The following is a 20,840-nucleotide window of genomic DNA, read 5'->3' as shown; positions in this document are numbered from 1 at the left end:
TTACCTTCAGGCCTTAACGGAACGGCGGTTCGTTGAACGTACGTAATTTACGGGAGTGCAGTCGATCGCCTTCAGCACGCAGACGATCGATTGCCCGGATACCTATTTGCAGGTGCTCGGAAATGGCACCTTCATAAAAACGGTTGGCCTGACCAGGCAGTTTGATCTCGCCGTGCAGCGGTTTATCGGAAACGCACAGCAGCGTGCCGTAAGGGACACGGAAGCGGTAACCCTGGGCGGCGATGGTGGCGCTTTCCATATCAATGGCCACCGCGCGACTGAGGTTAAAACGCAGCGCAGAAGCGGAATAGCGTAACTCCCAGTTGCGATCGTCGGTGGTGACGACGGTACCGGTACGCAGGCGCTGTTTAACTTCTTCGCCGGGCATGCCGCTGACTTCTTTGGTGGCGTCATACAGTGCACGTTGTACTTCCGCAATGCTCGGAATCGGAATATCCGGCGGCAGGACGGCATCCAGCACGTGGTCGTCACGCAGATAAGCGTGGGCCAGAACATAGTCGCCAATCGCCTGGCTTTCACGCAGGCCGCCACAGTGTCCAATCATCAGCCAGACGTCAGGGCGCAGTACGGCCAGATGATCACAAATGGTTTTAGCGTTAGACGGGCCAACGCCGATATTGACCAGCGTGATCCCCTGACCGTCGGCGGTGATTAGATGCCAGGCGGGCATCTGATGTTTCTTCCAGGCGAGATCGGAGATGGCCTCTTCTGGAGCTTCCGTTTCAGCGGTGATCCAGATCCCGCCCGCGCATGACAGCGCGATATAGGGGCTGTTCGGATCGAGGATCTGGCTGCAGCCCCAGCGCACGAACTCATCGACATAGCGGGTGTAGTTGGTGAACAGCACAAATGGCTGGAAATGTTCAACCGGCGTTCCCGTGTAGTGACGCAGTCGTGCGAGCGAAAAATCTACTCGTCGGGCGTCGAAGTGCGACAGCGGGGAGAATTCCGCCGGATGATAGGTACCATCGGCTGTTTCATCTCCAATTTGTGACAACTCGGTAGTGGGGAAATGGCGCGTTAATCCGGCGCTCATTGAGCGGTCGAGCGTCAGCTCAGAACCGTCAATCACATAGGGATAAGGGATTTCATGCTGCGACGGTTCGACGGAGATATGCGCATCATAATCCTGATACAGCAGCGTGAGTTGTTCTTCAAGATAGGGACGAAAAAGCGACGGACGGGTGATCGTAGTGGTATAGCTACCCGCATGGGTAAAACGGCCATAAGCGCGGGTTTTCGGGGGATTGGTGGCGCTGCCATCCCAGGTGACACAAAGCGATGGGTAAACAAAAAGACCATTATGGCGGGCGATTATGTCAGGGAGCGTCCCTGTTTCAATGTACTTACCAATGGCGCTACGCAGTGCTTTAACCGACTGCTCGTACAGCGCGTCCAGTTTATCCAGAGCCTGAGTTGGGGTCAGGCTGGAGCCCTTATTGTTCATGTCTGTCTCCTTGTTCCACAGATGTACTGCTCTCCCGATAGTATGTCACAGGAATATGAAACAAAAGTCAGACGTTGAGGAAGATTGTGCGAAGGCCGAATGACCTTCGCATCAGGGCTTAACTGTGCTGCTTATCCCGCATCAGCAATGCAGTGGCGGCGGAAATAAGACACCCGGCCATCAGATAAATGGCCACGCTGTGCCAGTCTCCGCCCGAGAATGTTACCAGTGCTGCAGCAATGAAGGGGGTAAAACCACCGCCAACCACGCTTGCCACCTGATAGCCAACGCCTGCGCCGCTATAGCGATAACTCGCGCCAAACAAACCGGTAAACATAGGCTGCTGTACGCAGACCACCATATCGTGCGCAATATTGGCCAACATAATCGCGAAGAACACGATCCAGAAAATAGACTGTGCTTCCAGCGCCATAAAGAACGGGAAGGCGCTCAGTGTACCGACCAGTGCACCGGTAATGTACACGCGCCGTCGACCAAAGCGGTCGGCAAACCAGGCAAAGCAGGGGATGGTCAGACAGCTCAGTCCTCCCACTAACAAACCGATATTCAGAAACAGCTCGCGGGGTAGGCCCAGGTTCTGCGTAGAGTAATTAAGGGCAAACGCGGTGACGATATACATCGTCAGCAGTTCACATAAGCGCAAGCCGATAATTTTTAAGAATGCGCCCGGATGACGGATTAACGCCTCGACCACCGGTAGTCGCTTTTTCTCGGGTTGCGGTTCCTGCTGTTGCTGTTCGAATTCGGCTGATTCATCCATTCTGTTACGCATCCACAACGCGCCCAAAACCAGTACGATGCTGAACAGGAACGGAATACGCCAGCCCCAGCTCAGGAACTGCTCATCGGTAGTTTGCGAGCTAATCAGTGAGACCAGACCGGTAGAAAGCAGCAGTCCGACGCCGTAACCGACCTGAACGCCACTGCTGTAGAAGGCTTTTTTATTTTTCGGCGCGCTTTCGACCGAGAGCAACGCCGCGCCGCCCCATTCACCACCAACGGCGAATCCCTGAATGGCGCGTAGCGTCACCAGCAGCACAGGGGCCCACCAGCCAATAGTGTCAAAAGAAGGAATAATCCCTATCAGCGCAGTGGCAATCCCCATCATCCAGACGGTGAGCATCAGCATGCGTTTACGGCCAAGGCGATCGCCAAAGTGGCCGAAGATAACCCCGCCTAACGGACGGAACAAAAATCCGACGCCAAAGGTGGCAAATGCGGCAAGTGTTCCCATTGCCGGGCTAACCTGCGGGAAGAACTCGCGATTAAAGACCAGTGCGGCGGTGATGCCATAAAGCAGAAAATCATACCAGTCGACCACGGCGCCAGCGAAGCTACCAAGCGCAGCGCGTCGGGCACGATGAAGCGAAGAGACGTCCTCTTGGGGACCCGCGGAGGTGAGAGTGGAATCCATAGTTATCCTGTCTGTACTGTCTTTTAGTTATTAGTATTTGAATTGGGCTACACACATTGCAGTCGATATATTAATGACCGTTATGAGATTACCGCGACAGACGGGAAGAGAAAACGATTATCTCCCTCACCAGAGGGCTACATGAAAAATAAGATGAATGAAAAACAGAAAAGCAAAAAGCCCGCTTAAAATCGGGCTTCTCTAAATTTGGCTCCTCTGACTGGACTCGAACCAGTGACATACGGATTAACAGTCCGCCGTTCTACCGACTGAACTACAGAGGAATCGTTTGAACGAGGCGCATATTAGCGAGGGCGATGAGGCTTGTCAAAGGGGGAAATACATTTGTGCGTTCGTTTGCTGACAAAATCAGCAAAGCGGCGATCTTTCCGTCTTTTTATGCTTTTGCCCCATTCTGGTGCGCGTCTACCTCTTCCAGGGCAGCCAGAATGAGAGGTTCAGGTGTGCAAAAAGTCCATTCTTCACCTTTGAGCCTGACTTTACGCGGTTTTAACCGTAAAACACGGCTGCTGACTAAACTGGCAAGCATCTTGCAATCCTGAAATTAATGACTGCCAGCACGGGTTCTGGTATTCCGACAGGAGGCAAAATGAACTTCAGACGACTGAAATATTTCGTGAAAATCGTCGATATAGGTAGCCTGACCCAGGCAGCGGAAGTGTTGCATATCGCGCAACCCGCGCTGAGCCAGCAGGTTGCTACGCTGGAAGGCGAACTGGATCAGCAACTGCTGATTCGCACCAAACGCGGCGTCACACCGACGGAAGCGGGGAAAGTGTTGTATGCCCATGCGCGGACGATTTTACGCCAGTGCGAGCAGGCGCAACTTGCGGTCAATAACGTAGGTCAGACCCTGGGGGGACAGGTCTCTATTGGCCTGGCGCCGGGGACGGCGGCGTCAGCCATCACTATGCCGTTATTACAGACAGTACGAGCAGAGCTGCCCGATGTGCTGGTCTATTTGCATGAAAACAGTGGGGCGGTGCTGAATGACAAGCTGCTCAGCGGGCATTTAGACATGGCGGTGCTCTACGAGCGCTCACCCGTGGCGGGTATCAGCAGTCAACCGTTGCTTAAAGAGGATCTGTACCTGGTCGGGACGCGTGATTGCCCGGGGCAAAGCGTCGATTTAGCCGCGGTGGCGCAGATGAATCTGTTTTTGCCACGGGATTACAGCGCAGTTCGCCTGCGTGTAGATGAAGCTTTTTCGCTTCGTCGCCTGACGGCCAAAGTGATTGGCGAAATTGAATCTATCGCCACCTTAACGGCTGCCATCGCCAGTGGGATGGGCGTCACAGTGTTGCCTGAGTCGGCGGCACGTTCATTATGTAATGCCGCGAACGGCTGGATGGCGCGGATAACAACCCCGTCGATGAATCTGCCATTATCGCTGAACGTCTCAGCCAGAGGGAGCTTATCGCCGCAGGCACAGGCCGTGAAGGAGATCCTGTTGTCGCTGGTAAGCCGTCCGGCACTGGAAAACCGCGAACTACAGCTGGTTAGCTAAACCTTATTCCCTTCAGGAATAAGATGCGGGTTTTTATTATTTGTTATGCCGGGCATCAGACTTTAACAATAGCGTAATGTCTGATGCGCCCGGAGCAAAAAGTGAATTTCCAGCAACTTAAAATAATCCGCGAGGCGGCCCGTCAGGATTACAACCTGACGGAAGTCGCGAATATACTGTACACCTCGCAGTCGGGAGTCAGCCGACATATTCGTGAACTTGAAGATGAACTTGGCATTGAGATTTTTATCCGTCGCGGTAAACGCCTGCTGGGCATGACCGAACCGGGCAAAGCCTTGCTGGTTATTGCCGAGCGTATTCTGAATGAGGCCAGCAACGTTCGCAGACTGGCGGATCTGTTTACCAATGACACGTCCGGTGTACTGACGATTGCCACCACGCATACACAGGCACGCTATAGCCTGCCCGCGGTGATTAAAGCCTTTCGTGAGCTCTTCCCTGAGGTGCGTCTGGAACTGATCCAGGGTACACCGCAGGAGATTGACGTACTGTTGCAAAACGGTGGGGCAGACATCGGGATTGCCAGCGAGCGACTTAGCAGCGATCCGCTGTTGGTAGCTTTTCCCTGGTTCCGTTGGCACCACAGCCTGCTTGTTCCTCACGATCATCCCTTGGTGAAAACGTCTCCTCTCACACTGGAATCTATCGCCCACTGGCCATTAATTACGTATCGTCAGGGGATTACGGGGCGTTCCCGTATCGATGAGGCATTTGCCCGTAAAGGGTTAGTGCCGGATATTATCCTCAGCGCCCAGGACTCGGATGTGATTAAAACCTATGTGTCGCTGGGGCTGGGAATCGGGCTGGTGGCAGAACAATCCAGTGGAGAGCAGGAGGAGGGGAGCTTAACCCGTCTGGATACCCGGCACTTATTTGATGCAAATACCGTCTGGTTGGGCCTGAAACGCGGGCAACTGCAGCGCAACTACGTTTGGCGATTCATTGAGCTATGCAACGCAGGGTTATCCGTCGATGAAATCAAGCGCCAGGCGATGGAGCCAGATGAAGCCGTGATTGATTATCAGATATAAAGCAAAAAGCCTGCTTAGTTTCCTAAGCAGGCTTCTTAAATATGGCTCCTCTGACTGGACTCGAACCAGTGACATACGGATTAACAGTCCGCCGTTCTACCGACTGAACTACAGAGGAATCGTGTGAACGAGGCGAATATTAGCGATGCCTCTCAGCGTTGTCAAAGCCTGAATAGATAAATGCGATCGTTTGCTGAAATATTCCCCATTTCGCCGCTTATTCAGACGCAACCGGTTGTTTTATGCACTTTTCACGCTCGGGACGAGGGTATTTCCATAACCAGCGGCCTGTGACCATACGCCAGTAAAATAACGCGGCGCGCACGGCCCAGTCGAAGAACATCCCTAACCAAACGCCGACTACGCCCCATCCTAATACGATTCCCAACGTGTAACCCGCCACAACACGACAGCCCCACATGCCCAACATCGATACCCACATCGCAAAACGCACATCACGTGCGCCCTTAAACCCTGATGGTAGCACCCAGGATGCTGCCCATATCGGCATAAACGCTGCGTTGAGCCAAATTAGGATGACTATGACCTCTTTTACATCCTGATCGTGGGTATAAAATGAGGCCATAACGCCGGCAAAAGGGGCGGTTAGCCAGGCGATGGCGGTTAAGCCGATTGTTGAGAGCCAGAATATATGGCGTAACTGGATTTCCGCTTGGGCAATCTGACCATTTCCCAGACGCCTGCCGGTAATGATTGTCGACGCGGAGCCTAAAGCATTCCCCGGCAGGTTGATGAGCGCGGCGATGGAAAATGCAATGAAGTTTCCGGCAATTACGCTGGTTCCCATGCCGGAGACAAACATCTGCGTTAACAGTTTACCGCCATTAAATAGCACTGACTCAATACTTGCCGGAATACCGATCCCCATAACTTCCCAGATAATGGCGAGATTGAGCGGCTTAAAATAGCTTTTGAAGGGAATACGCAGTGCCGGATTAAAACCAATCATCAGCACCCAGATAATGGCGAACGCACCGATGTAGCGTGAAATGGTCAGCCCGAGTCCTGCCCCCACAAATCCCAGCCCTTGCCAGGAAAAGACCCCGTAGATCAGGATGCTACTGATGATGATATTTAGGATATTCATACCGCCATTAATCAACAGCGGAATTTTGGTATTTCCGGCTCCGCGGAGTGCGCCGCTACCGATCAAAGCAATGGCTGCCGCCGGGTAGCTGAGCACCGTTAGTTCCAGATAGGTGAGTGCCAAAGCCTTAACATCGGGGGTGGCTTCACCGGCGACAACGTCAATAATCTGTTCACCAAAATAGTGAATGACCGCTGCCAGCACGGTAGCAAAAATCGTCATGATCACCAGCGATTGTCTGGCTGCTGCCCTTGCCCGTCGACGATCTCGTTTTCCTAGGCTAAATGCTACCACCACCGTGGTTCCCAGATCGATGGCGGCAAAAAACGCCATGATGACCATGTTGAAACTGTCGGCGAGACCAACGCCAGCCATTGCTTCTTTTCCCAACCAGCTAACAAGGAAGGTACTCAGTACGCCCATCAACAGCACACAGGTGTTTTCCAGAAAAATGGGGACCGCAAGCGGAGTGATTTCGCGCCAAAAGAGAACCTTATAACTCTTGCGTTTGGCATACCAGGGCGTGCGGGAAGCGACCTGGCGTAAGGCAGCGGAGACGTTCAAAGTGGACCTTAAAGAAGAAAGTTGAAACCTCATTTCAAATGATGAGGGAGAATCCAAAAAGCTGCAAAGTTTTTTCCATTTAAAATGTCTGGAAATGCAACAAACTGTCGAGAGAAGCATCAATTGAAACTTATTCGGGGAAATGGGGTTTGACAAAAATTTTTTCGCCGCTAAGATAAGCCTCCACAACGATTCCTCTGTAGTTCAGTCGGTAGAACGGCGGACTGTTAATCCGTATGTCACTGGTTCGAGTCCAGTCAGAGGAGCCATATTTAAGAAGCTCGCTTAAGGAAACTTAAGTGGGCTTTTTGTGTTCTCAGTCCAATGCATCCACCTGACGAGCAGGTGGAGCGTGATGTGTTTCGAATCAGAACTGATAGCTGGCGGTGACGCTGACGTTGCGCGGCTCGCCATAGACGATAGATCCGTCGACATTGGTGTCGTAGGTTTTATCGAACAGGTTATTGAGGTAACCCTGCACAGAGAAATTTTTCGTCACCTGATAGCGAGTGAATAAATCGACCAGGGCGTAGCTTCCCTGTTCCGCACGGAATGTGCCAAACGGCGTGACCGTATCGCTATAAACACGATTCTGCCAGTTAACCCCACCGCCCACGGTCAGTTCCGGCATGGCTGGCAGGCGATAACGGGTAAACAGTTTTACTGTGGTACGCGGTAGGTTCGGGTTTACCGCATTGCCTTCGTTGTCTTCAGCAACATAGCGTGTCGCGCCGAACGTCATCTGCCAGTTATCGGTGATCGCACCGTTAACTTCGAATTCGACCCCTTTGCTGACCGTTCCATCCATAGCTCTATAGGCCGTGTCGCCATTGCTACCGGAAATTGGTACGCCGGTTGATTGGCCCACGTTATCCTGTTCAATGCGGAACACCGCGAGGGTGGTGGTTAAACGGCTGTTCATCCAGTCGGACTTCAGGCCAAGTTCATAGTTATTGCCGGTAATTGGGGAAAGGTATTTACCGGAACTGTCGCGCTTGTTCTGCGGCTGAAAGATTGAGGTATAGCTGGCGTACGTAGACCAGTTATCGTCAATGTCATACACCAGGCCCGCATACGGCGTGGTGTGGTTTTGTTCCATGCTGTAGGAGAGGGTGTCGATACGCCAGTTGGTATAACGCGCGCCGACAATCAAATGCAGTGGGTCGGCCAGCGAAATACGTGTTGCGGCGTAGAGCGATTTCATGTGCGTGGTATCGTCCTGAGCCAATGACTGCGGGTTCCAGTTGGTTTCCGGGAAGTTACCATCGAAGGTATAGAAGCTGCCGATTTCGTTGGGGAATACGTTCGCCCACGCGCTTTCGTAACGGTTATTCTGTTTACTGTAGCTGCCGCCCAGCATCAGATTATGCTGACGACCAAACAGGTCGTAACCGCCGTCGGCGAACAGATCGACGGCATCCACCTTACGCTTGCCGCTGTTCCAGCCGGTACCTCCGACGTAGTCATAGCCCGGACCATAGCTGCCATACGGGCCAATCAGCGTGCCATCGGCTTTATTGACATAGGCATCGACGTACATCATTTTACTGTCAAACTTGACCTCGGAGTGGGTGGCATTCATGGTCGCCTGCCAGGTATCGGCAAAACGTTGCTTGATGGTGACAAACACTTTGTTGAAGTCTTTATCGTTGTACGCCCAGTCCGGCGCAGTGCTGCGCGAGCGGTCATAGCTGTTTTTGCTGCCGTCGGTATTCCAGCGCGGCAATCCACCCCATGTTGGGCTGTTGATATCAATGCGCTGGTATTCATAACCCACAGACAGGCTGGTGGTGTCGCCCAGATCGGCATCGACAATCCCGGAGAAGAACATTTTTTCGCTATTGTAGCGATCAAGCCAGGCGTCGTTATTCTGGTAGCCCGCCACGATGCGCCCGCGCACGTTGCCGTCTGCCGTGAGCGGGCTTTGAAGGTCGGTCACATATCGTTGTTTATTCCAACTGCCATATTCCGCAGAAACATTACCGGTGAACTCGCGGCTGGTGGCATGCTTACGGATCATATTAATCGACGCTGAGGGATTACCCGTCCCGGTCATTAGCCCGTTTGCGCCACGGACCACTTCGACACGCTCAAAAAGGGCCGTGTCGGAAAGGGCATCACCGAGATTCCAGCGGGATTCAAAATAGGTCGGAATCCCATCGACCATATAGTTATCAATCTGAAATCCGCGAGAGTAATAGCTACTGCGATCTGAATCCGCCTGACTTCTGCTTATCCCCAACGTGTTGTCCATCACATCGCCCAGCGTTTGCAGTTGCTGATCTTCCATGCGCTGCTGACTGATAATGCTGACCGATTGCGGAATATCGCGCTGCGTCATCTGCATTTTGGTGCCAGCAGTCGTTGATTTAACGCTGTAATCCTGCTCCTCGCTGGATGTGGCTGGAGCAGAGCCCTCAACGATAACCGTCTCTTCAGCAGGGGCTGCGAGGCTGGTGGAAGGCAATAGTGCTAACGTGATGCAGGCTGCCAGTACAGAAGGGGCAAGCCCCGATTGGCGCTGGTCATCCCCGTTGAGTGTTGTGAAAGACATCGAAAAGTCCTTGATAATTATTAATATTAAGTTCGAATCACTGAGGTTGCGATGAACTTTTTGGTTGTAAATTATTAAGTTTGCATTGAATGCAAATGCGAAATATACGCATTCACATTCAATGTGTAAACAGATGCTACGGCATAAATGAAATGTTGTTTCAGTACTATGATTAAGCAATAGCGACGGGAAATGGTTATAAGAACAGCAGTGGCAGGGCTTTTTGCTTAAAAAATCGAGGGTTAAAGTTGAAAGAGCGTGAGTAACTCGCTCATACTCTATACTCGCAGAGTGACCCGGCGTAGCATGGCATAACGCTTGGGCTGTTAATGAAAAAGGAAAACGTCGTGGCAGAAGAAACTATATTCAGCAAAATTATCCGTCGTGAAATTCCGTCAGATATCGTGTACCAGGATGAACTGGTCACTGCGTTTCGTGATATTTCCCCTCAGGCACCTACGCACATTCTGATCATTCCTAACGTCCTGATCCCGACCGTCAACGATGTGACGGCGGAACACGAGCAGGCGCTGGGTCGCATGATCACCGTAGCGGCGAAAATCGCCGAGCAGGAAGGCATTGCTGCGGATGGGTATCGTTTAATTATGAATACCAATCGTCACGGCGGTCAGGAGGTGTATCACATTCATATGCACCTGCTGGGCGGGCGGGCGCTTGGTCCAATGCTTGCGCATAAAGGTCTGTAAGCATGACCAGAGGATGCATTGCACTTTCACTGAGCTTGCTGCTACTGGCTGGCTGTCGGGCACATCCTGAAATTCCGGTAAGTGATGAACAGTCGCTGGTGATGGAATCAACGATTCTGGCGTCGGGCATTACAGCAGAACAGCCGACGTTAACCACGTCTGATATTCAGGCCTCAGCATCCTCGCGACTTTATAACGAAAGACAAGAACCCGTTACCGTTCATTATCGGTTTTACTGGTATGACGCCAGAGGACTGGAAATGCATCCTCTGGAAGCGCCACGCAGCGTGACTATCCCGGCTCATTCGTCGGTGACGCTGTACGGCAGCGCCAATTTTCTGGGGGCGCACAAGGTTAGACTTTATCTTTATTTGTAAGGGGTGAATCTTGATGATCAAAATGAATCGCTACGCACTGATTGCCGCGCTGGCGATGTTTCTCTCTGGCTGTGTGGCGCAACGTGAGCCCGCACCAGTAGAGGAAGTGAAGCCAGTGCCGGAACAGCCCGCGCAGCCGCAACAGCCGGTGCCGGTTGTACCAACGGTGCCAAGCATACCGCAGCAGCCGGGTCCGATTGAGCACGAGGACCAAACGGCGCAGCCGACGCCACGTCAACGTCACTATGACTGGAACGGAGCTATGCAACCGATGGTCGGCAAAATGCTGCAGGCTGACGGCGTCAAAGCGGGAGGCGTTCTGCTTGTTGATAGCGTGAATAACCGGACCAACGGCTCGTTGAATGCCGGTGAAGCTACCGAGACCTTGAGGAACGCGTTGGCGAATAACGGCAAGTTTACCCTGGTTTCCGCCCAGCAGTTGGCTGTCGCCAAACAGCAGTTAGGTCTGTCGCCGAACGACAGTCTGGGAACGCGCAGCAAAGCGATTGGTATCGCCCGTAACGTTGGCGCACAGTATGTGCTCTATTCCAGCGCCTCCGGCAACGTCAATTCGCCGGCCCTGCAAATGCAATTAATGCTGGTACAAACTGGCGAGATAATCTGGTCAGGTAAAGGTGCCGTACAGCAACAATAACCGGCTAACGCGCGACGAGGTGTTGTCGCGCTATTTCCCGCAGTATCATCCCGTCGTAGCCAACCAGAGCGGCCTGAGCGGCGGGAGCTGCATCATCGAACACGATACCCACCGCTTAGTGTTGCGCTCTCATCACGACCCTGACGCGCCGGAATCGCATTTCTTACGCCACTATCACGCGTTAAAGCACCTGCCTGAAAGCCTTGCGCCGCGCCCCCGCTTTTATATACGTGGGTGGATGGCGGTCGACTTTTTTCACGGTAAGGTTGAATCCAGATTACCGGACGCCGACGAACTCGCTGGCTTATTGTATCATCTGCACCAACAACCCCAATTGGGCTGGCGAATCAGTCTGCTGCCGCTACTCGAACAGTACTGGCAGTGTGGCGATCCGGCGCGTCGCACGCCATGCTGGTTGCGAGCGTTGAAGCGACTCAGGAAAAGCGGTGAGCCTCGACCTTTGCGTCTGGGGCCTCTGCATATGGATGTCCACGGTGACAACATCGTACGTACAGCATCAGGGCTGCGGCTGATTGACTGGGAATATGCCGGAGACGGTGATATCGCTCTGGAGCTGGCGGCGGTTTGGGTCAACGACGAATCTCAGCACCAACGGCTGGTTAGCGCCTACGCCCAACGAGCGCACATTGAACAAAACGCGCTGTGGCGGCAGGTAAGACGATGGCGGCCCTGGGTCATAATGCTGAAAGCGGGGTGGTTTGAGTATCGCTGGCGACAAACCGGCGATCGACAATTTATCAGGCTGGCCGATGAAACCTGGCGGCAGCTAATAATGAAAGGATAAGGAGAGCAGTGTGGGCCCAGTAATGTTGGATGTCGAAGGGTATGAGCTGGACGCTGAAGAGCGCGAGATTCTGGCGCATCCGCTGGTAGGTGGGTTGATCCTCTTTACCCGAAATTATCATGACCCGGAACAGTTGCGTGAATTAGTGCGCCAGATTCGCGCGGCATCACGCAATCATCTGGTGGTGGCGGTAGATCAGGAAGGCGGCAGGGTACAGCGTTTTCGCGAAGGATTTACGCGTCTGCCCGCGGCCCAATCCTTTGCGGCGCTGCACGGTCTGGAAGAAGGCGGCAATCTGGCTCAGGACGCCGGATGGCTAATGGCCAGCGAAATGATCGCAATGGATATAGATATAAGTTTTGCGCCGGTGCTGGATGTGGGGCATATCAGCGCGGCGATTGGCGAACGTTCTTACCATGCCGATCCGCGGAAAGCGCTGGCTATGGCGACCCGCTTCATTGACGGTATGCATGCTGCTGGCATGAAAACTACCGGTAAACATTTCCCCGGGCATGGGGCAGTGACGGCGGATTCGCATAAAGAAACCCCAACCGATCCACGTTCAGAAGCCGAAATTCGTGCAAAAGATATGTCCGTGTTCCAGACGTTGATTACGGAAAACAAACTCGATGCCATTATGCCTGCGCATGTCATCTACAGTGACGTGGACCCGCGTCCGGCGAGCGGTTCGCCACACTGGCTGAAAACGGTGCTGCGTCAGGAGCTTGGTTTCGATGGCGTCATTTTCTCCGATGATTTGTCGATGGAAGGGGCGGCGATTATGGGAAGTTATGCGGAGCGTGGTCAGGCATCGCTGGATGCGGGTTGCGATATGATCCTGGTCTGCAATAATCGTAAAGGCGCGGTCAGTGTGTTAGATAATCTGTCGCCGATCAATGCAGAACGTGTTACACGTTTGTATCATAAAGGTTCATTTTCACGTCAGGAACTGATGGACTCGGCACGCTGGAAGACGGTAAGCGCCCAGCTCAACCAGCTTCATGAGCGCTGGCAGGAAGAGAAAGCAGGTCATTAACGCAAGTTTGGCGAGGATGCGATGATTATCTATTTACACGGTTTTGACTCTAACAGCCCGGGCAACCACGAAAAGGTGTTGCAGCTGCAGTTCATCGACCCGGATGTCAGGCTGATTAGCTACAGTACACGGCATCCTAAACATGACATGCAGCATCTACTGAAAGAAGTGGACAAAATGCTGCAGCTTAATGTGGACGACCGTCCGCTGATTTGTGGCGTGGGGCTCGGGGGATATTGGGCTGAACGGATTGGTTTTCTGTGTGATATTCGTCAGGTAGTGTTTAATCCCAACCTGTTCCCGTATGAGAACATGGAAGGAAAAATCGACAGGCCTGAAGAGTATGCCGATATCGCGACAAAATGCGTGACCAATTTCCGCGAAAAGAATCGCGATCGCTGCCTGGTGATCCTGTCACGTCATGATGAAGCGCTCAATAGTCAGCGTTCGTCAGAAGAGCTGCATCACTTTTACGAGATAGTCTGGGACGAAGAGCAGACGCACAAGTTTAAGAATATCTCCCCGCATTTGCAGCGCATCAAAGCGTTCAAGACGTTAGGTTAATCCTCAATGAACGTTTAAAAAACCAGCCTTCGGGCTGGTTTTTTTGTTCTTAAAGTTCGTGTTGTCTATCTTTTCAGCATCAAAACTTGATACACATCAATTTTGGTATGACCAATGCACCGTTCGTGTTATTCTCACTCTCGAAGAACATTTTCATTATCGTAACTTGTTGTTAATTAAAGGCTATGCCTATAACTTTTAGTTAACAATTGGTTAATAAATTTAAGGGGGTCACGTTGACTACACCATTAAAAAGAATCGTGATTGTCGGCGGCGGTGCTGGCGGACTGGAAATGGCGACGCAGCTGGGTAAAAAGCTGGGGCGCAAGAAAAAGGCCAAAATCACGCTGGTGGACAGAAACCACAGCCATTTATGGAAACCGTTACTGCATGAAGTCGCGACGGGTTCCCTGGACGAAGGCGTGGATGCGCTGAGCTATCTGGCGCATGCCCGTAACCACGGTTTCCAGTTTCAGTTGGGTTCGGTGGTGGATATCGATCGCGAAGCGAAAACCATTACTCTTGCCGAGCTGCGCGATGAGAAGGGCGAGCTGCTGGTTCCTGAGCGCAAAGTCCCGTATGACACGCTGGTGATGGCGTTGGGTAGTACCTCCAACGATTTCAATACGCCGGGCGTCAAAGAAAACTGCATTTTCCTGGATAACCCGCATCAGGCGCGTCGTTTCCACCAGGAGATGCTGAATCTGTTCCTGAAGTATTCCGCGAATCTGGGCGCTAACGGCAAAGTAAATATCGCCATTGTCGGCGGCGGTGCGACGGGGGTTGAACTCTCAGCCGAGCTGCACAATGCGGTAAAACAGCTGCACAGCTATGGTTACAAAGGGCTGACCAACGAAGCGCTGAACGTTACGCTGGTAGAAGCCGGTGAGCGTATTCTGCCTGCGTTGCCGCCGCGTATTTCCAGTGCTGCGCATAATGAGTTAACCAAACTGGGCGTACGCGTACTGACCCAGACGATGGTAACCAGCGCTGATGAAGGCGGACTGCATACCAAGGATGGCGAGTACATTGAAGCCGATCTGATGGTGTGGGCTGCGGGGATCAAAGCGCCAGACTTTATGAAAGACATTGGCGGTCTGGAAACCAATCGTATTAACCAACTGGTGGTTGAGCCGACTCTGCAGACCACGTGCGATCCCGACGTGTACGCGATTGGCGACTGCGCTTCCTGCGCTCGCCCGGAAGGTGGTTTTGTGCCGCCGCGCGCTCAGGCTGCGCACCAGATGGCAAGCTGCGCAATGAACAACATTTTGGCGCAGATGAACGGCAAGCCGCTGAAAGCCTATCAGTACAAAGACCACGGCTCTCTGGTTTCACTTTCTAACTTCTCTACCGTGGGTAGCCTGATGGGTAACTTGACCCGTGGTTCGATGATGGTAGAAGGGCGTATTGCGCGCTTTGTGTACATCTCACTGTACCGCATGCACCAGATTGCTCTGCACGGTTACTTTAAAACCGGTCTGATGATGCTGGTTGGCAGCATTAACCGGGTGATCCGCCCGCGTCTGAAACTGCATTAATACGGCTTATGGCGTCGGATGTTTGTACTTATCCGGCGCCTTCCTTCAGAGTTCTCCGAATCATCCTGCCTTCGCTCCTCCTCGTGCTATTTTCATCCGTAATCTGATTGGCATTCCTTACCTTCTGTTGCAAAGTTGTTGCTAATAGCAAAAAAGGAGGAAGTCCCGTGAATAAATCTATGTTGGCGGGTATAGGGATTGGCGTAGCTGCTGCGCTGGGTGTTGCAGCGGTGGCCAGTCTTAACGTTTTCGAGCGTGGCCCACAGTATGCACAAGTTGTCTCTGCAACACCGATTAAAGAGTCGGTAAAAACACCGCGCCAGGAGTGTCGGAACGTGACGGTCACGCACCGTAAGCCGGTACAAGATGAAAACCGTATCGCGGGTTCCGTGCTGGGTGCGGTTGCTGGTGGCGTTATCGGCCATCAGTTTGGCGGCGGACGCGGTAAAGATATTGCTACCGTGGCCGGTGCTTTAGGCGGCGGTTATGCAGGTAACCAGATCCAGGGTTCGATGCAAGAAAATGATACGTACACTACTACGCAGCAGCGTTGTAAAACGGTGTATGACAAATCTGAAAAAATGCTGGGCTACGACGTGACGTACAAAATTGGCGATCAGCAGGGGAAAATCCGTATGGATAAGGACCCCGGCGCGCAAATTCCGTTGGATAACAACGGACAGTTGGTACTAAATAACAAAGCGTAAAATAGCATTATCCTGAACATTAGCCCCCCATTCGCTCAGGCTGGGGGGCTTTTTTTATCAGAAGGTTAAGGCGTAGTTCAGACCAAACGTGCGGCCCCGGCCCTTGTATTCATACAGTGACGGGCTACCGTAGGTGGGGCTGTACAGCAGTGGCGCACGTTGTCCCCACAGCGTGGTGTACTCTTCATTCAGCAGGTTTTCCACGCTAAAGGTCAGTTTACCCAACGGGAGCTGATAGCTGCCGATAAAGTCCATCGTGTTATAGCCGTCCAGCTTATTGCCGCTGGCGTCCGTCAGATCAAATGTTTGCTGGCTCTGTACACGCAATGTCCACGGTTCAGGTGCCCAGCCGACCCACGCGGTGGCTTTGGACGGGGAAGTCAGGGTGACATCCCATTTCTGCCACTTACCGTTTTGCTTCACTTCCGATTTAATGACGTTGAAGTTGCCGCCCAGACTCCAGTCCGTATCCGCAATGAAATAATCCACCGCACCTTCAAGGCCATAAATACGGCGATCATCAGGCTGGACGTTAATGGTCATATCGCTACGGTTGATAACGATCGATTTATCCGAAGTAGAGTAGTAAGCGGCCAGCTGCGTGCGCAGACTGTCGCCAGTGTAGCGCCATCCCAGTTCGTAGGAGTTAACTTTAATCCCCTCCAGGCGTGAGTCCGCCACATTGACGCTGCGCTGGAGCTGGTAATGATCGCCAACCAGGGAATAGGTGCCGTTACCGTAATATTTCCCCGGGTCCGGAAGCTCCACGCCCTGAGAGAAGTTAAACCATGTCTGCTGACGGTCGGTCAGGTGGGCGAGAATACCGGCGTTAAACAGGAAATTATCGTAATCGGTTTTACCGCCAGGAATGGTATCGGCGGAGTTTGCCAGACCGGTGGCAATTCCCTGTTGTTGGGCATAGCCCACGAAATCATCCACCCTGTTTTCGGTCCATTGATAGCGCACACCGCCGCTGAGGGTAAAGATGTCGTTAATGTCATAGCTGTTCTGCAGGAAAGGCGCGAAGTTGGTGATGCTGTAACCGGGGTAACGCCCGGTGGTATAAGCGGTTCGGTTGTCCATACCGCCGGAGGGCAGGGACCAGGCCAGATCGAAGAATTTCTGATTGGAATCGAAGGTTTCGTGATCGGCATCGACACCCCACGTCAGCTCCCAGTTGTCCATCAGCTGGCTGTTGAGGGTGATTTTGGCACCAAACTGGTCTGTGTCCTGCTGCGATGCGGAGAAACTGGTGACCTTGCCTTTGCTTAGCGTAGGGAAGGGGTAGAATTTTAGCGATTCGTCACGGTAATAGATTTGGCTGACCAGGTTCTGGCCGAAGAAATCCGCGTCTGAATACTGCAGGCTGATCAGATGACGCTCGGTGCCGGGAATACGATCGGAATTCAGTCCGCTGCTGGTATAAGCCTTACCGTTTCCCGTCACGGCGGACATGTTCTCGCCAAGATCCAGTCCGTAATCGTCATCCCCCTGGCTCTTATAATACTGCGTAACCAGTTGTAACTGACGGTTGTCGTCAAGCTCAATCGTTCCGGTGCCCATCACGTCCAGACGATCGGAGTGCTGCAGGCCGGTTTGGGTGTTATCCAGCAGCAGGGCATCGTGATTGCCGTCATACCAGCCGCCAAACCGTTGATACGCGACGGACATGCGCCCGGAAGCGCGATCGGTTCCTCCGCTCACCGCCGCGGCAACGCGTTCATCATGATCGTTACTGTTATTGAAGCCGCTTTTACTCCCCAGTTCGAGTTCTACTTCACGCTCCGGCTGGCCTTTTTTGGTGACAATGTTGATTAACCCACCGGTACTGCCGCCGCCATACAGTGAGGTAGCGCCTGAGATGACTTCAATGTGTGCGATGTTAAACGGATCAATAGAATCAAGTTGACGACTGTCAGTACGCGAGGAGTTCAGACGAACACCGTCTATCAGTACTACGATGGCACGACCGCGCATATTCATGCCGTAGTTTGTGCGCCCCTGGCTGCTGACATCGATTCCTGGGATTAACTGAGCAAGAACATCTTTGAACTCTTTCCCCCCTGAACCTGCTGTTCAATCTCGCTTCCTTCAATAACCCAGGTCGTTTGCGCCATTTCTGCCACGGTGCGTTGACTACGGTTGGCACTGACGATGAGGTTATCTTCCTCAGCCGCGATGGCTGGGAGAGTTAAAGACAACAAGAGAGGATTGAGCACCCAGAGACGCTTATGCATTTCTATTCCTTTTAAAAAGAGTCGATCTGTTTTTGTTATGGCGGTAGAGAAACCGATGGTTACATTGTGAAACAGGCGTTAAAACAAATGCGAATATTGCTGATAATAATTGTTGTTATCAATACATTTTACAAAAAATGATCGGATAAGATGATGAAAACACTGAATAATGTAGGGGTAATCCGCGGGAATCTAACCGGGGGCTTAATCAGCTCCCGGTGGTGTCAGTACTGCGGGGAAATAGCGGGAAAGGGTTAAACTTTGATAAGTTCAGGCCACAGTCGCAGAGTCGTGTGTGCGATCTGCATCAGTTTTTCAAACGTCGCGCCTTCACGGGCGCTGATCGACATACCCTGTAAAATACAGTTCAGGTATTCGGCCAGTTTTTGCACGTCGCAATGGGCCGGAATTTCGCCTCGTTGCTGGCGCTGGTGAAGGAACTGGGTAAGCGTCTGTTCCTGCATTGCATGGCGGGATTTCACCGTGTGCGCAATATCCCGGGAAGAGGCCGCCAGTGTCGCGGATGTGTTAATCATGAAACATCCCGCCGGGGTGTCTTTACTGGTAAAGCAGGTCGCTATTGCGGTGAAATAGTCTTCCAGCGCGCACTCAAGACTTTTTTCTTCACAAAACAGTTGGGCTTCATGCTTCGCTGCGAAGCGGGTGATGTAGCGGTCCAGTACGGCACGAAACAACCCCTCTTTATTGGTGAACTCCGCATACAGCGTGGGCGCTTTTGCGCCGGTTGCTTCTACGAGATCGGCGAGCGATGTCGCTTCATACCCGTGCTGCCAGAAGAGTGTCATGGCCTTATCAAGCGCGGCTTCCCTGTCGAACACTTTTGGTCGGCCACGGCTTTTTTTAGCACAACCTGTCATTTCAGTTGTCATGGCGCCGATGTACCTTTGTTGGGTTTATTGAATAACCATTATAAAAATATTCGACTGCACACTCCAGCGGATTAGCGATAAAAATAATTTAACGCTATTGATATGAAAAATAAGGTCTTTGTATTTTATATAACGATCATTATAAAAAAATGTTGACGTGTGACCTAGATCACATCTATGATTTACCTATCGATCGTTAAGTTAATCTTTACGACACACATTCATCTGCTAAAGGTCACTATCATGAAAAACGTAAAAACTCTGTTTGTTGCTGCTGTTCTTAGCTCACTCTCATTTGCAAGTTTTGCTGCCGTTGAAGTTCAGGCCACACCTGCGGGCCAACAGAAAGTCGGTACTATTTCTGCGAATGCGGGGACTAACTTAGGTTCTCTGGAAGATCAACTGGCACAGAAAGCGGATGAGATGGGGGCGAAGTCTTTCCGTATTACTTCTGTTACCGGTCCTAACACCCTCCACGGGACTGCAGTTATCTACAAATAAGATTTAACCCATCGCAATGCCACTGCGAGTTAAATAAAAAACCCCCGAGGAATAAAATCCAGCGGGGGTTTTTTATGCGCTGAATTACAGCGGTTGTTGAGCAACGTCGTGATGACGGGTGACATCGACCGGCATGCCTGAGCGAATCTCCATCGCATGTTCCATGACGGCAGAGTCCGTTTGCGCCGCATTCTTAAACGTCTGCATGGATGCGTTCAGCACGATCGGCAGCAATTGCGGGTCGTCATTGATTTTTTCGGACAACGGCTGGTGTACTTCAACCAGGCGCACGCCGTTAGGTTCAACAGATGCTTTGATTGGCGTATTGATAATATTGACCTTGGTTCCTGGCTTCACCTGACGGAACAGAGTTTCGATATCACCGTCGCGTAGACGAATACAGCCGGAACTGACGCGCATTCCGATGCCAAAGTCAGCATTAGTTCCGTGCAGCAGGTACACACCGCCGTATGCGGCTAAGCGAATGGCATGATGGCCCATCGGGTTATCCGGCCCGGCAGGCACCACGGCAGGAAGGTCGATCCCGTTCGCTTTGTATCGCGCGCGGATATTTGCCGTAGGCGTCCAGGTCGGGTTGGCACGTTTATCAGAGATGGTGGTTACCATTGTGGGCGTCAGCGTGTCACCGCCTAACTGACCAATACCAATAGGATACACGGTCACCGAATTTGTCCCTGGCTGGTAATAATAAAGACGCAGTTCGGCGAGGTTGATAACAATGCCTTCGCGCGGCGCGTCCGGCAGCAGGGTTTGCAACGGAATAGTCAGCACGCTGCCCGGTCGTGGTACGTAAGGGTCAACGCCGGGGTTGGCCTGTAGCAGCGCCAGAAAGCCGACATTGTATTTTTTCGCAATCGCTTCCAGAGAACCGCCATTGTCTTCGACAACATGAACGGCATTCTGACCCACCACGCGGCTTCCCGGTGGCGGCAGCGGCCAGGTATTTGCCTGGGCCGGAAGTGCTAACGCGAAGGTCGCGGCAAGCGTAAAAAATGTTAACCAGCGAGAGAGTCGTTTATTGTTTAACATCACCATAAATCCATTGTTTTTACGTGGTTTTTATTATGTAAAAGTAAACAAGAATTATGGC

At 52.3% G+C, this 20,840-nt stretch carries 18 protein-coding genes, 3 tRNA genes and 1 pseudogene; 12 read left to right on the top strand and 10 right to left on the bottom strand.

Going from position 1 to position 20,840, the window contains the following annotated elements:
- Positions 1–13: 13 nt before the first annotated feature.
- The 4 genes from HV237_RS14720 to HV237_RS14705 all read right to left on the bottom strand — a co-directional run bounded on the left by HV237_RS14720 (position 14) and on the right by HV237_RS14705 (position 3,453).
- Positions 14–1,468 carry an AMP nucleosidase gene (locus HV237_RS14720; protein ID WP_016152657.1) on the bottom strand — a complete coding sequence of 485 codons (1,455 nt, stop codon included), beginning with the start codon at positions 1,466–1,468 and terminating at the stop codon, positions 14–16.
- A 118-nt stretch (positions 1,469–1,586) separates the two neighbouring features.
- Entirely contained in the window at positions 1,587–2,903 is a 1,317-nt protein-coding gene (gene shiA / locus HV237_RS14715; RefSeq protein WP_047359326.1) for a shikimate transporter, read from the bottom strand.
- A gap of 208 nt (positions 2,904–3,111) precedes the next feature.
- A tRNA-Asn gene (locus tag HV237_RS14710) sits at positions 3,112–3,187 on the bottom strand.
- Positions 3,188–3,300: 113 nt separating this feature from the next.
- Entirely contained in the window at positions 3,301–3,453 is a 153-nt protein-coding gene (locus HV237_RS14705) for a hypothetical protein (protein WP_165500029.1), read from the bottom strand.
- A 60-nt stretch (positions 3,454–3,513) separates the two neighbouring features.
- Here HV237_RS14705 and nac point away from each other — a divergent pair, with 60 nt between their 5' ends.
- The gene (nac, locus tag HV237_RS14700; RefSeq protein WP_016156200.1) at positions 3,514–4,431 is read left to right on the top strand and encodes a nitrogen assimilation transcriptional regulator NAC; all 918 of its coding nucleotides are present in this window, start codon (positions 3,514–3,516) and stop codon (positions 4,429–4,431) included.
- Positions 4,432–4,532: 101 nt separating this feature from the next.
- A complete protein-coding gene (cbl, locus tag HV237_RS14695) occupies positions 4,533–5,483 on the top strand; it encodes an HTH-type transcriptional regulator Cbl (protein WP_016152661.1) in 951 nt (316 codons plus the stop codon).
- Positions 5,484–5,525: 42 nt separating this feature from the next.
- On the opposite strand, the gene HV237_RS14690 is transcribed toward cbl, so the two are convergent.
- Positions 5,526–5,601: transfer RNA gene (locus tag HV237_RS14690), tRNA-Asn, on the bottom strand.
- 99 nt (positions 5,602–5,700) lie between these two features.
- Complete coding sequence (locus HV237_RS14685) at positions 5,701–7,188, bottom strand: EmmdR/YeeO family multidrug/toxin efflux MATE transporter (RefSeq protein ID WP_049040618.1); 1,488 nt, start codon at positions 7,186–7,188, stop codon at positions 5,701–5,703.
- A gap of 160 nt (positions 7,189–7,348) precedes the next feature.
- On the opposite strand from HV237_RS14685, the gene HV237_RS14680 reads away from it, so the two are divergent.
- Positions 7,349–7,424, top strand: a tRNA-Asn gene (locus tag HV237_RS14680).
- Between the two features lie 98 nt (positions 7,425–7,522).
- Here HV237_RS14680 and fhuE read toward each other — a convergent pair.
- The gene (fhuE, locus tag HV237_RS14675; RefSeq protein WP_047359325.1) at positions 7,523–9,709 is read right to left on the bottom strand and encodes a ferric-rhodotorulic acid/ferric-coprogen receptor FhuE; all 2,187 of its coding nucleotides are present in this window, start codon (positions 9,707–9,709) and stop codon (positions 7,523–7,525) included.
- Positions 9,710–10,056: 347 nt separating this feature from the next.
- Between fhuE and hinT the strand changes: the two genes are divergently transcribed.
- From hinT to HV237_RS14635, 8 genes are all read left to right on the top strand, one after another.
- Positions 10,057–10,416, top strand: a complete 360-nt coding sequence (gene hinT / locus HV237_RS14670) for a purine nucleoside phosphoramidase (protein ID WP_016156204.1) — start codon at positions 10,057–10,059, stop codon at positions 10,414–10,416.
- A 2-nt stretch (positions 10,417–10,418) separates the two neighbouring features.
- Complete coding sequence (locus HV237_RS14665) at positions 10,419–10,793, top strand: YcfL family protein (RefSeq protein ID WP_019076489.1); 375 nt, start codon at positions 10,419–10,421, stop codon at positions 10,791–10,793.
- A gap of 13 nt (positions 10,794–10,806) precedes the next feature.
- Positions 10,807–11,448: a penicillin-binding protein activator LpoB gene (lpoB, locus tag HV237_RS14660; protein WP_016152673.1), complete on the top strand. Its 642-nt coding sequence runs from the start codon at positions 10,807–10,809 to the stop codon at positions 11,446–11,448.
- The gene (gene thiK / locus HV237_RS14655; RefSeq protein ID WP_047359324.1) at positions 11,429–12,253 is read left to right on the top strand and encodes a thiamine kinase; all 825 of its coding nucleotides are present in this window, start codon (positions 11,429–11,431) and stop codon (positions 12,251–12,253) included. The genes lpoB and thiK overlap by 20 nt, the downstream gene beginning before the upstream one ends.
- A gap of 10 nt (positions 12,254–12,263) precedes the next feature.
- A complete protein-coding gene (gene nagZ, locus HV237_RS14650; protein ID WP_047359323.1) occupies positions 12,264–13,289 on the top strand; it encodes a beta-N-acetylhexosaminidase in 1,026 nt (341 codons plus the stop codon).
- Between the two features lie 21 nt (positions 13,290–13,310).
- Positions 13,311–13,853 carry an alpha/beta hydrolase YcfP gene (gene ycfP, locus HV237_RS14645; protein ID WP_003030817.1) on the top strand — a complete coding sequence of 181 codons (543 nt, stop codon included), beginning with the start codon at positions 13,311–13,313 and terminating at the stop codon, positions 13,851–13,853.
- Between the two features lie 236 nt (positions 13,854–14,089).
- On the top strand, positions 14,090–15,394 hold the full coding sequence (gene ndh / locus HV237_RS14640; protein ID WP_046274786.1) for an NADH-quinone dehydrogenase: 1,305 nt from the start codon (positions 14,090–14,092) through the stop codon (positions 15,392–15,394).
- A gap of 167 nt (positions 15,395–15,561) precedes the next feature.
- Positions 15,562–16,101: a glycine zipper 2TM domain-containing protein gene (locus HV237_RS14635; protein WP_003030814.1), complete on the top strand. Its 540-nt coding sequence runs from the start codon at positions 15,562–15,564 to the stop codon at positions 16,099–16,101.
- A gap of 57 nt (positions 16,102–16,158) precedes the next feature.
- Here the strand turns inward: HV237_RS14635 and HV237_RS14630 are convergent.
- Both HV237_RS14630 and comR read right to left on the bottom strand, forming a co-directional pair.
- Positions 16,159–18,338, bottom strand: a pseudogene (locus HV237_RS14630) (TonB-dependent siderophore receptor).
- A gap of 254 nt (positions 18,339–18,592) precedes the next feature.
- Positions 18,593–19,228: a TetR family copper-responsive transcriptional repressor ComR gene (gene comR, locus HV237_RS14625; RefSeq protein WP_016156207.1), complete on the bottom strand. Its 636-nt coding sequence runs from the start codon at positions 19,226–19,228 to the stop codon at positions 18,593–18,595.
- A 243-nt stretch (positions 19,229–19,471) separates the two neighbouring features.
- On the opposite strand from comR, the gene bhsA reads away from it, so the two are divergent.
- The gene (gene bhsA / locus HV237_RS14620; protein ID WP_029139491.1) at positions 19,472–19,729 is read left to right on the top strand and encodes a multiple stress resistance protein BhsA; all 258 of its coding nucleotides are present in this window, start codon (positions 19,472–19,474) and stop codon (positions 19,727–19,729) included.
- 84 nt (positions 19,730–19,813) lie between these two features.
- Here bhsA and HV237_RS14615 read toward each other — a convergent pair whose 3' ends face one another.
- A complete protein-coding gene (locus tag HV237_RS14615; RefSeq protein ID WP_047359322.1) occupies positions 19,814–20,779 on the bottom strand; it encodes a L,D-transpeptidase family protein in 966 nt (321 codons plus the stop codon).
- Positions 20,780–20,840 lie beyond the last annotated feature (61 nt).

Source organism: Citrobacter sp. RHBSTW-00570, from assembly GCF_013739755.1.
In the GTDB taxonomy this organism is placed as follows: Bacteria; Pseudomonadota; Gammaproteobacteria; order Enterobacterales; family Enterobacteriaceae; genus Citrobacter; species Citrobacter braakii.
This window is presented reverse-complemented; position numbering and strand designations above follow the sequence as displayed.